An 11,518-nucleotide genomic window follows, 5' to 3' on the forward strand; every position below is an offset into this window, starting at 1 on the left:
AACAGACACGAACTTTTTTGAGGTAGCCAATATGCAGGATACTGCTATTGCTCAGGGCAGCCTGGCTTCGGCGCAGGAAGTGGCAGAAGCTGGCTACAAAGGCCTGATGAGCGGCGATGCGCGCGTGCTGCCAACCCTGAAAGCTAAAGCGTTTCATGCCCAAAGCGCCTTACTCCCCGATTCTATGCTGGCGACCATCATGAACACCATGATGAAAGAAGTAAAGTAAAGCTCCTGAAATTATACACATGCAAAAGCCTTCTGTTTGTTTAGCAGAAGGCTTTTGCATGTGTCAAAGACGGCGATGTATAGATGATGACAGACTTATGGAAAGTCAACATTGGACTTTAAAAATTTAACAGGCTAAAAATAATCTTGTGTCCTGCGTTTTATGTCTTGATACTTGTGTCCCGCATCCTGAAGCTATGAGAATTCGAATTCCGGAAAGTGATGACGCTGTTTACGAACACTTGCTGCGCCTAACAAAATAAATCCAAAAACATGAATAACTTCTGGCAGCATAGCTATTGCATGTTATAAAGAAATTATTACATTGCACCGTTTTTATTTCTGTTAAACGCCTAGCATGAAACACCTTTACATTTTAACCTTAGCCTTTTTTACGCTTACCCTTTGTCCTGCATTTGCTCAATTAGAAGACTCTACAGTTTGGTATGTTGCCGACTGGAAGAAAGGTGATTCACAAAAATTCAGAGTAACCAAAAAGGTATTGGAGTATAAAAATGATAAGGAGAGCAAAAACACTCTCCAGACCTACATTGCCAATGTACATGTTACCAAAGTTCACAAAAAATACTACGAACTGGAGTGGCGCTACGGAGAAACACTCTTCAACAACACACCGGCTTTATCAGAAGAAATAACCAAGGTCAGTAAGAAACATAACCTGCAGAGCATTACCTACAGAACCGACCCCTACGGCACCTTTATAGGTATACAGAACTGGAAAGAACTGCGCAAAATGACTCAGGAGATTATGGCCGCTGTGGTAAAATCGAAAGAAGCAGCCAATAAAAAAGAGCTGGAGCAGGCCATGAAACCTATGCTCGATGCTTTCAGCACAAAAGAAGGCATCGAACAGATTGCTTTTCAAGAGATCGTATTTTTCCATTTCCCATACGGCGGAGGCTTCGAGCAGTACGACACCCTGGCCTACGAAGATGTTTTTCCGAACCTGTTTGGCGGGGCTCCCATTAAGGCAAACGGCTTAATATACTACAACCACCACGATACACTTGCCCACGTAACCGAAATGGTAAACCACATCGTGCTAGACCCTGCCGACTCGAAAGAGATGGTAAATGATCTTTTCAGAAGGATGACGGCTAATCTGCAATCGCTAAGCGAGGAGGACCGGAAGAAACGGCTGGAGGAGCTAATAACAGCTTTGGCAGATTTTGAGATAGACATTCAGGACCATAACACCTTTGTATACAATAGTGCTACCTTCTGGCCCCAACGCCTCACCAGAAAGCGCGAAACAATTGCCAACTCCGAAAAGGAAAAAATAAGGAAGATAGAAGAAGTTATTATCGAGGCAGCCCATTAACAGCTCCTGCCCTGATGGAATGCTCCGACAAACTAAAAATCAGAAATTAAAAATGATCATGGCGCGAGTGTCCTTGCTCGTGCCGACTGTTCCGCGGCCTCTGGTCGCCTTACAATTCTGTTGTAGAGGCATATTATCTCTAAAATAAAATTGCAGGAGCTTCTTAGTAAGATTAAGTAACTGATGTTACGCACCTTCTAGTAGGTGGCACCTTTAAGTTGGTTCTAACACATTTGGTAACAGTTTCATCCGGTGCCCTCAATTTATTTTGTTCTATAGGAAAAGTCTTAGGCTCAAGGCTGGGGAAGGGGCCCTATATTAGCGGGGCCTCGTTCTCGGGCATCGCGCCTTTGCATCTTTCCTGCCCGCAAGCGGGCTGCCGCTCCCGCGGCACCGGAAACCTGCAAAGGCGCTCAACCCAAGAACTGGGATCAAGTGCTACAAGCATCTGCTACACCTCCAGTAAATTAATTTGTTGGGTTGGAAGTATAATGTTTAATTGAATATCCTGAGTGCGTAACATCAGTAAGTAAGCTATACAGGTTAGGTTAACCTCTTTTCTTTTTCAGGAACTCAAATTATTCAAATGAAAATAGCCTCCAAAAGTTTTTCATCAGAATAGTGTCAAGGGTAACAGTAAGGAGCCCCTGCATCTAAAGTGCGAAACATCTTGATTAAGATTTCACCGGAACCAAACTGTTCAGTCTGTAGCTTATTAAACCCTATTTGGTGAAGAAGTAGCCGGGTTAAACCACCTGCCGCCTCTCCTCCTGTCATTAATATATAAAAAGCCCCTTCCCTGGTTGTAAAGCAGCTGCGGAAGGGGCTTTTTATATGCAGCAAGTGCCGTAGCACCGGTTTGCGGACTAATACGGCTTAAGTACCCGCTCCCGAAACACATCCTGACAATTTATTTTAGCTGGCAATGCTCTTTTACCTATGGTCTGTAGGTAAAAGAGCCATAAAAAATGCCATAATAACCCGTAAAAAGGCCATTACAGGCTTATATAGCAGAAACTAATATCCATCATTTCTTTGGATGACTACGGTCATACTTCTCCGGGGTGCTCTCCACTACCTTTGACACATCAAGAACAACAAAACCACCTTAACTAACAGGTTATGAATACTTCAAAAACCATAAAACTGATCAGCTTTCTGAGCCTCTTTTTAGGCTTAAGCTTCGCAAACGTTCTGCATGCACAAGCTCCTTATAAATTGGCTGCCAAGCCCGAGATAAAAGTAACAGGAGGCTCTACGCTCCACGACTGGGAAATGGCTTCTGCACAAGCTCAGGGTAAGGCAGAAATCACAATCGAAGGCACCACCCTGAAGGCCATATCAGCCGGAAGCGTGACCATGAAATCGGAATCATTAAAGAGCGGCAAAGATAAAATGGACGGCATCGCTTACGAGTCTCTTAAAACCAAAAAGCACCCCGACATACAGTTCACCCTTACTTCTTACAAGAACCTGGATGGCAAGAAAGGGCAAGCAACCGGTAACCTGACCATAGCCGGCACCACCAAAGCAGTTACCTTCACCGTGGATTCGGTTGTAAAAGGCGGCGTAGTAACCTTGACTGGCGAAACACCTATAAAATTCACAGATTTTAACTTAACACCGCCAACTGCCCTTTTAGGAACCATCAAAACCACCAACGACCTGAAACTTCACTTTAAAGTTAATTTTCAACAAGTTAATCCTTCTATTTAACCGCATACTTAAAATCTCAACAAAATATTTAATAAACCAATATCATGAAAAAACTTGCACTTTCTCTAGGTTTACTGCTTGGCCTAAACATAGGGGCTATGGCACAATTAACGCTCTCCGACATGCAGTATTTCAGACCTTACGACAAACGAGGACTGAATGTATTTGAGACTAGCAAAGCAGACACGACTGCCTTCGAAGGCATTAAAGTACGATTAGGTGGCGGCTTTGCACAGCAGTTCCAGGGTTTAAAGCACCGCAACACGGCCACAGCCATTATGCAGGGCGAAAACAACCTGAACCAACTGATGGCCATCGAAAACGGATTTAACCTGGCCACTGCCAACCTGAACCTCGATGTACAACTGGCCGATGGTATCAGACTGAACTTGGTAACGTATCTGTCATCCAGACACCACCCTGAAACCTGGGTAAAAGGCGGCTTTATTCAGATAGACAAAGCTGAGTTCCTGAACAGCAACTTTGTGAACAGCGTATTCCAGAACCTGACCCTGCGTGTTGGCCACATGGAAATTAACTACGGCGATGCACACTTCAGAAGAACCGACAACGCCCACGCACTCCACAACCCATTTGTAGGCAACTATATTATGGATGCCTTTACAACCGAGATTGGTGCCGAAGCCATTTACCAATACAAAGGTTTCCTGGCAGTGGGCTCTATAACTGGCGGTGAGATACAAGGTGGTATTCAGAACCCCGGACAAAGAAAACCATCTTTCATCGGTAAAATCGGGTACGACAACCAACTGGCCGAAGACCTGAGAGTAAGATTAACCGGCTCTGTTTACACTACCGGCGGCTCTGTTAGAAACACCCTGTATGGTGGCGACCGCGCCGGCTCACGCTACTACCTGGTTATGGACCCTGCCCGTGTGGCAAGCGGTACTGCCGTAACAGCAGCCACTCACTTTACCTCTGGCCACATTAACCCAGGTCTGACCAACAGCATTACAGCTCTGGTGGTGAACCCATTCGTGAAATACAAAGGCCTTGAGTTCTTCGGTAACTTTGAGCAGGCAAAAGGCAAAGGAAGACTGGGCGCTGCCGATGAGCCGGAAGATCGTACATGGAGACAACTCGGAACTGACCTGGTGTACAGAATAGGCGCTAACGAGAACTTCTATATAGCTGGTCGTTACAACGTGGTAAACGGTCGCCTGGCTCCAAGTGCTGCTACACCAAACGTGCAGAACAACGAGGTAACACTTAGCCGGGTACAAGTAGGCGGTGGCTGGTTTGTAACTAAAAACATACTTGCCAAAGCAGAATACGTGAAACAACAATACAAAGACTTCGCTCCAACTGATATCCGCCATGGAGGTCAATTCGACGGATTCATGATTGAGGGAGCTATTTCCTTCTAAAGCTTAAAACCATGTTACTCATACCTATCCTACTCGCTGTTGCAGCCTTGGCAAACGTGGTTTCGCCACCAAAAGAGGAGTTTGTAGTTGTTAAAGGAAGCAAAATAACAGTACAGGCTGCTACCTCTCTCGGCAACATAAACTGCAGCTATAGCTGCAACAGCCAGCAGGATACGTTATTACTCAATACCCTGTTGCTCAAAAAAGACCGGCTAAAAGTTACCATACCGGTAAATCAGTTTGGGTGCGGCAACCCTCTCCTGAACCGGGATTTTCAGCAGACATTAAATGCGAAAGAATACCCGAACATCAGAATAGAGGTTATGAGCCTTAAAAAGGTTGGCAAAGAGTATAAAGGAGCTCTTAAATTTGAAGTAGGCGGAAAAACAATCATGATGGACGATGTTAGTTTCAACATGTTTTCTGCCCAGGGAGCTACTTACATGAAAAGTAATATTTGCCTGAACTTTACCGAAATTGGTCTTAAAGCACCTAAAAAGCTAGGCGGACTTTTTAAAGTAGACGAAGAACTACAGATAATTGTAGAATTGCAGGTAAGCAACAAAGCAGCACCGCAATTCTTAACAGAGTCAGTAATTTAACTTAAAACGAGTAACAGCCACAGGCCCCGGAGCTATCCGGGGCCTGTGGCTGTTTTTAGGAGCAGCCAGGCCAAACCTCTTACACTACCCTTGGCAAATTCTGGAGCAAAATGCTTCTGAAGGGCATTTTCATTTAAATAATTCAGCTGCAGGAAAATTCAGCCCCAAACCAACTTCTAATTTATAGTTCGCGAAAAGCAATCAATCCTAAAATATCGTATGCCTACTAATAAAGATCTAACCTTTCCGAATGAGTTATTTTACTCAACACCTGCCACTTTGGCTTATAATTAGAAAAAAGACTTTTAAAAACATGACATAATTACATAAATATCGCTACAAATACAATTGGTTTAGATATTGATGATACCGTTACCAGAGTACAACAAGTGAAACAGGAACAGAAAATGAATTTTAATAACTATACCATTAAAGCACAGGAGGCCATCCAGAAGGCCTCCGAGATAGCAGGCGGCAACCAGCAGCAGGCTATCGAAACAGGGCATATCCTGAAAGCTATTCTGGAAACTGATGAAAACGTAACCAACTTCCTGTTGCAGAAGCTGAACGTTAACGGCCGCATACTGCACAGCAAGTTAGATGAAATAGTAGCTGGCTACCCGAAAGTAACAGGCGGAGGCGGCCCCTACTTAGCCAACGACACAGCCGCTGCCCTACAAAAAGCAACTTCGTATCTAAAAGAATTTGGCGATGAGTATGTAGCCATAGAGCACATGCTGCTTGGCCTGCTGGCTGGCCGCGATAAAATAGCCGGCCTGATGAAGGATGTTGGCTTTAACGAAAAAGACCTTAAAAAAGCAATAAAAGAACTGCGAGGCGGTGCCAAGGTAACCGACCAGAATGCCGAAGCTAAATACAATTCGCTCAAACGCTACGCCAAGGACCTGAACGAGCTGGCCCGCTCCGGCAAAATAGACCCGGTCATTGGCCGCGACGAAGAGATCCGCAGAGTGTTGCAGATCCTGAGCCGCCGCACCAAAAACAACCCGGTGCTGTTAGGAGAGCCTGGTGTGGGTAAAACTGCCATCGTGGAAGGCCTGGCACAACGCATCGTTTCTGGCGACGTGCCCGAAAACCTGAAGTCCAAAACGCTGATGAGCCTCGATATGGGCCTGCTCGTGGCCGGTGCCAAATACAAAGGCGAGTTTGAGGAACGCCTGAAAGCGGTAATCAAAGAAGTAATAGACGCAGAAGGCGAAATCGTACTCTTTATAGATGAGATCCACACCCTGATAGGTGCCGGTGCAGGCGGCGAAAGTGCCATGGACGCAGCCAACCTACTGAAACCAGCCCTGGCTCGCGGCGAACTGCATGCCATTGGTGCTACCACGCTGAAAGAGTATCAAAAATACATCGAGAAGGACAAAGCGCTGGAGCGACGTTTCCAGGCGGTAATGGTCGATGAGCCGAGCGTACCCGATGCGATTTCGATTCTGCGCGGTATCAAAGATAAATATGAGCTGCACCACGGTGTACGGATTAAAGACGATGCCATTATTTCGGCAGTAGAGCTTTCGAGCCGCTACATCTCCGACCGCTTTTTGCCCGACAAAGCCATTGACCTGATGGACGAGGCCGCAGCCAAATTGCGTATCGAGATAGACTCGCTGCCCGTAGAGCTCGACGAGATTCAGCGCCGCATCATGCAGCTGGAGATCGAGCGAGAGGCCATCCGCCGCGAAAACGACAAAGACAAAGAATCGGTGCTCTCCAAAGAAATTGCCGACCTGAGCGGCAAACGCGACGACCTGAAAGCCAAGTGGCAGAATGAGAAGCAGATTATAGAGGGGCTTCAGAAAGAGAAAGAAAACATTGAGCAGTACAAGCTGGAAGCGGAGCAGGCTGAGCGTGCCGGTGACTATGGCCGTGTAGCAGAGCTGCGTTACGGTAAAATTCAGGAAGCAGAGGCTCACCTGAAGCAACTGCAGGAGCAGGTACGCGAAATGCAGGGCGAAAACCCGATGCTGAAGGAAGAGGTGAATGCCGAAGATATTGCCGAAGTAGTAGCTAAATGGACCGGTATTCCTGTAAGCAAAATGCTGCAGAGCGACCGCGAAAAGCTGCTTAACCTGGAGCAGGAACTTGGTAAACGTGTGGCAGGCCAGGAAGAAGCGATAGAAGCTATTTCGGATGCAGTACGCCGAAGCCGGGCCGGTATGCAGGACCCAAAACGCCCAATCGGTTCATTTATCTTCCTGGGCACTACTGGTGTAGGTAAAACCGAGCTGGCTAAAGCCCTGGCCGATTACTTGTTTAACGATGAAAACGCTATGGCCCGCATCGACATGAGCGAGTATCAGGAGCGCCATGCCGTGAGTCGCCTTATTGGTGCACCTCCAGGATACGTGGGTTACGACGAAGGTGGTCAGCTAACGGAGGCTATCCGTCGCAAGCCTTACTCTGTGGTACTGCTAGATGAAATCGAGAAAGCGCACCCTGATGTGTTCAACATTCTGCTTCAGGTGCTCGACGATGGCCGCCTGACCGACAGCAAAGGGCGCGTGGTGAATTTCAAGAACACCATTATTATCATGACCTCCAACATTGGCTCTCATATTATTCAGTCGAATTTTCAGAGCATGGAGGAGTACAACAAAGAGGAGGTAATAGAGCGTACCAAAGTCGAGGTGTTCGACCTGCTGAAGAAATCGGTAAGGCCGGAGTTCCTGAACCGAATCGATGAACTGGTGATGTTCCGTCCTCTGAGCCGTGGCGACATCCGCAAGATTGTTGATATTCAATTCCACCACATTCAGCAGCGCCTGGAAGAAGCTGGCATAGAACTTGTGGCTACCGATGAAGTACTGGATTACCTGGGCGATCAAGGTTTCGATCCGCAATTTGGTGCCCGCCCGCTGAAGCGTGTGCTGCAACGCCAGATCCTGAACGAGTTATCGAAAGAAATTCTCTCTGGCAGAATCAGTAAGGATTCGGTGGTAGAGGCCGTGTTACAGAATAGCAAAATCCAGTTCGTAAACGTAGACATCGAACTGCCAACCGATAAATAATTGTTTGTGAGTTAAAGTTTAGTTGAGTAAGCCCCGCTATTTCACCAGGAGTAGCGGGGCTTTTGTTTTGTAACGATGTACTGCCGCGAGCTTTCAGCTCGTGGTTACACATGGAGTGAGCTTTCAGCTCACGTTGCACATTATAATCATCCTCGCGAGTTGAAAACTCGCCTCATTGTTCCCACGAGCTGAAAGCTCGCGGGAGTAGTTTTTTATAACCTAATTTCTGCTGATTTAGTAAAAAACTTCATGAGCCGTAACTACAAATTTCGGGATCGTGAAAAGCTATATTTTGTTTCTTTTGCTGTCGTAAACTGGATTGACATGTTTGTGCGGCGGGAGTATAAAGATATAATTGTTGATAGCCTGAAGTACTGCATCACTAACAAAGGATTTGAGCTGTATGCATGGTGCCTTATAAGCAGTCATGTTCATTTGATTGTAGGCAGTACCAAAGAGCCCATAGATGGTATCCTTCGTGATATGAAACGACATACAGCAAAAAGAATTTTAAAGACCATTGAGGAACACAACCAGGAGAGTCGCAAAGAGTGGATGCTCTGGATGTTCAAAAGAGCTGGCACCCGAAACCCTCACAACGAAACTTACCAATTCTGGCAACACCACAACCACCCTATTGAGCTTTCTAACAACTTTATGATGCAGCAGAAGCTGGACTATCTGCACCACAACCCGGTAGAAGCAGGCTTTGTAGAACAACCACAAGACTATTTGTACAGCAGCGCAAGAGATTATGCCGGTCAGGAAGGCTTACTAGATGTAATTCTAATAGAATAAACATCAAAACAGACATCACTCCCGCGAGCTTTCAGCTCGTGGTTATACATGAGGTGAGCTTTCAGCTCACGTTGCACACCTTAATAGTCCTCGCGAGTTGAAAACTCGCCTCACTATTCCCACGACTTGAAAGCTCGCAGGCGTAACATCACTACTACTCCCCCTTCAGCACAGCACAACCTTCTTAAAAATTAGCTCTTAAACCTACTTAAACGCCGGCACCACCTCCGGGCACATTGGTGCCTCCACCTGCACCTCGTGGCCGCTTGGCGTAAGTTTACCGGAGGCTTTGTCTATTTTAAAAGTGACGAGGTTGTTAGAGCGCTCGTTAGCTACCAGTAAAATATTTCCGGTAAGGTCGATGGTGAAGTCGCGGGGCCAGTCGCCGCCTACGTTTTCGTGCTGCACCTGCTTTAGCTCTCCGGTGCTTTGGTTTATAGCATATACCACAATGCTGTTGTGCCCACGGTTAGCCCCGTACAGGAACTTACCATCCGGAGATACTTTCACAGCAGAGCACTGGTTATTTTCTTTAAAATCAGCCGGGATTGTAGCCACAGTTTGTACCTCAGAAAAAGTGCCTTTATCGGCATTGTAAGAGAGCGCTACCATAGTAGAGTTAAGCTCATTAATTAAAAAAGCAAAACGCCCGTTCGGATGGAAAGCCATGTGGCGTGGGCCGGAACCTGCCTTTACAGTATAGGCTACTGCAGGCTCATTCGGTACTAACTTTTTATCCTGATACCGGTACCCTAATACCTGGTCGGTACCCAGATCTACGGCAAAAGCGAATTTGTTGGCAGGGTCGGGCGTAATAAAATGCGCATGCGGCCCCTCCTGCCGGTCTTTGTTCGGGCCTGAACCTTTGTGCTGACCTACTCCTGCAGCTGCTGCCAGGCTGCCATCTGGTTGCATAGGCAAAGCGGCTACATTGCCACCGCCATAATTCGCTACTAGCACCATACCGTTTTTCTCATCAACCGACACATGGCAGGGGCCGGTACCTTTAGAGGCCACCTGGTTTAGCATGGTGAGTTGCCCGCTCTGCTGGTCTACCGAAAAAGCCGTAACGGCTCCGCTTTTCTCTCCACCAAAATCGCCTTTCTCGTTAACGGCATATAAAAATTTGCGGTCTTCGCTAAATGCCAGGTACGTAGGTTTAGCGCCACCTTTAGCAGCACCTACCGCTGCCAGGGCTCCGGTTTCGGTGTCCAGGCTATACATAAAAATATTTTCTTGCTCATCTGCGCCACTTGTGCCAAGGTATACCATATACGATTCTTCTGAGTTAGTTTCACGATTACCTGTTTCCTCAGCTGTTGCCGTGCTGTTTGCATCGGAAGAAGAGGTGTTACAGGCCGACATAGCCAGCACCAGGCCCGCTACAGTTACTTTTACAAAGCTGTTGCGCATATGGTTATACATTTTTCTCATTTGTGTTGATGTTTTATAAATTGAAATCAGATTAAAATAACGGGAAGCCTTGACAAAAAAGAGCCAAAAAAGCTTCTGAAGGGCATTTTCATTAGCATAATTTGTTTGGAGCCGGAACCAACTGTGCAGGATCGGTGCCAGTAAAATGTGTTTGGGAGCGCCCCTACTCCTCCGGCTTCAGGCAGAAACCTGAAGCAGCAACAAATTTCCATAGGTCCATTACTTCGTATATAGCTCCTACCTTGTCTGCAGTGTTAACTTACTTAAAATTCCTGAATCGGCCATACCCTCTGCACACACTTTAAAAGTGTAGCTGCATATTTTATGTTGCAATCCTTTGCTTAATGGTTTATTTTGCAACTTAGTTACACTCAAAAAAGCTATTGTGTCTTCTACATTTCAGACGTACCTTAAACTCGGGTTTCATCATATCTACGATTTCAGAGCCTACGACCACATGCTGTTTCTGCTGGCGCTATGTGCGATTTACACCCTCAGCGACTGGCGAAAAATAATTGCATTGGTTACCAGCTTTACCCTGGGCCACTCTGTTACGCTGGCTTTGTCTACGTTCAACATCATTAAGTTCGATTCCGACCTGATCGAGTTTCTGATACCAGTTACCATTTTATTTACCTGCTTTACCAACTTCTTTAAATTAAAAGGAGCCGCCACCAACCAGCACCCAGTCTGGTCGTTTCATAACCTGCTGGCCATTGTGTTCGGGCTTATTCATGGCATGGGCTTTTCTAACTTTTTGCGTTCGCTACTGGGGCGCAACAGCAAAATATGGGAACAGCTGCTTGCCTTTAACATCGGCATAGAACTGGGCCAGCTCCTGATCGTGGCCATAATTCTGGTGGCCGGTTTTGTGGCCCTGAACCTGCTCCGCCTGAAACGCCGCGATTGGATAATGGTACTTTCGAGTGCTGCGACAGGCATAGCTTTGGTTTTAATGATGGAAAATAGTATCTTTTAGGC

At 46.5% G+C, this 11,518-nt stretch carries 8 protein-coding genes and 1 pseudogene; 8 read left to right on the forward strand and 1 reads right to left on the reverse strand.

Going from position 1 to position 11,518, the window contains the following annotated elements; all coding sequences use genetic code 11:
- The 7 genes and pseudogenes from FVR03_RS24455 to FVR03_RS15240 all read left to right on the forward strand — a co-directional run.
- Positions 1-229: pseudogene (locus FVR03_RS24455) on the forward strand (SDR family NAD(P)-dependent oxidoreductase); the annotation flags it as partial.
- A 357-nt stretch (positions 230-586) separates the two neighbouring features.
- Positions 587-1,570, forward strand: coding sequence for a hypothetical protein (locus tag FVR03_RS15215; protein WP_147922619.1), 984 nt, complete (start codon positions 587-589; stop codon positions 1,568-1,570).
- A gap of 1,122 nt (positions 1,571-2,692) precedes the next feature.
- Positions 2,693-3,286 (forward strand): YceI family protein, encoded by a 594-nt coding sequence (locus tag FVR03_RS15220; RefSeq protein WP_147922620.1) that lies wholly within the window; start codon positions 2,693-2,695, stop codon positions 3,284-3,286.
- Between the two features lie 44 nt (positions 3,287-3,330).
- Positions 3,331-4,674, forward strand: a complete 1,344-nt coding sequence (locus FVR03_RS15225; protein WP_147922621.1) for a hypothetical protein — start codon at positions 3,331-3,333, stop codon at positions 4,672-4,674.
- A gap of 11 nt (positions 4,675-4,685) precedes the next feature.
- Positions 4,686-5,276, forward strand: coding sequence for a hypothetical protein (locus FVR03_RS15230; protein WP_147922622.1), 591 nt, complete (start codon positions 4,686-4,688; stop codon positions 5,274-5,276).
- Positions 5,277-5,683: 407 nt separating this feature from the next.
- Entirely contained in the window at positions 5,684-8,305 is a 2,622-nt protein-coding gene (gene clpB / locus FVR03_RS15235) for an ATP-dependent chaperone ClpB (protein ID WP_147922623.1), read from the forward strand.
- A 249-nt stretch (positions 8,306-8,554) separates the two neighbouring features.
- Positions 8,555-9,103 carry an REP-associated tyrosine transposase gene (locus FVR03_RS15240; RefSeq protein ID WP_147922624.1) on the forward strand — a complete coding sequence of 183 codons (549 nt, stop codon included), beginning with the start codon at positions 8,555-8,557 and terminating at the stop codon, positions 9,101-9,103.
- Positions 9,104-9,307: 204 nt separating this feature from the next.
- Here the strand turns inward: FVR03_RS15240 and FVR03_RS15245 are convergent, their stop codons facing one another.
- A complete protein-coding gene (locus tag FVR03_RS15245; RefSeq protein WP_147922625.1) occupies positions 9,308-10,537 on the reverse strand; it encodes a lactonase family protein in 1,230 nt (409 codons plus the stop codon).
- A 385-nt stretch (positions 10,538-10,922) separates the two neighbouring features.
- Between FVR03_RS15245 and FVR03_RS15250 the strand changes: the two genes are divergently transcribed.
- Positions 10,923-11,516: a HupE/UreJ family protein gene (locus tag FVR03_RS15250; RefSeq protein WP_147922626.1), complete on the forward strand. Its 594-nt coding sequence runs from the start codon at positions 10,923-10,925 to the stop codon at positions 11,514-11,516.
- Positions 11,517-11,518: the final 2 nt, after the last annotated feature.

The organism is Pontibacter qinzhouensis (assembly GCF_008017455.1).
Classification (GTDB): domain Bacteria; phylum Bacteroidota; class Bacteroidia; order Cytophagales; family Hymenobacteraceae; genus Pontibacter; species Pontibacter qinzhouensis.

What these genes read in the sequence shown, in the direction of transcription:
- FVR03_RS15215 (WP_147922619.1), top strand. Translation starts at nt 587, where the DNA reads ATGAAACACCTTTACATTTTAACCTTAGCCTTTTTTACGCTTACCCTT.
- FVR03_RS15220 (WP_147922620.1), top strand. Translation starts at nt 2,693, where the DNA reads ATGAATACTTCAAAAACCATAAAACTGATCAGCTTTCTGAGCCTCTTT.
- FVR03_RS15225 (WP_147922621.1), top strand. Translation starts at nt 3,331, where the DNA reads ATGAAAAAACTTGCACTTTCTCTAGGTTTACTGCTTGGCCTAAACATA.
- FVR03_RS15230 (WP_147922622.1), top strand. Translation starts at nt 4,686, where the DNA reads ATGTTACTCATACCTATCCTACTCGCTGTTGCAGCCTTGGCAAACGTG.
- clpB (WP_147922623.1), top strand. Translation starts at nt 5,684, where the DNA reads ATGAATTTTAATAACTATACCATTAAAGCACAGGAGGCCATCCAGAAG.
- FVR03_RS15240 (WP_147922624.1), top strand. Translation starts at nt 8,555, where the DNA reads ATGAGCCGTAACTACAAATTTCGGGATCGTGAAAAGCTATATTTTGTT.
- FVR03_RS15245 (WP_147922625.1), bottom strand. Translation starts at nt 10,537, where the DNA reads ATGAGAAAAATGTATAACCATATGCGCAACAGCTTTGTAAAAGTAACT.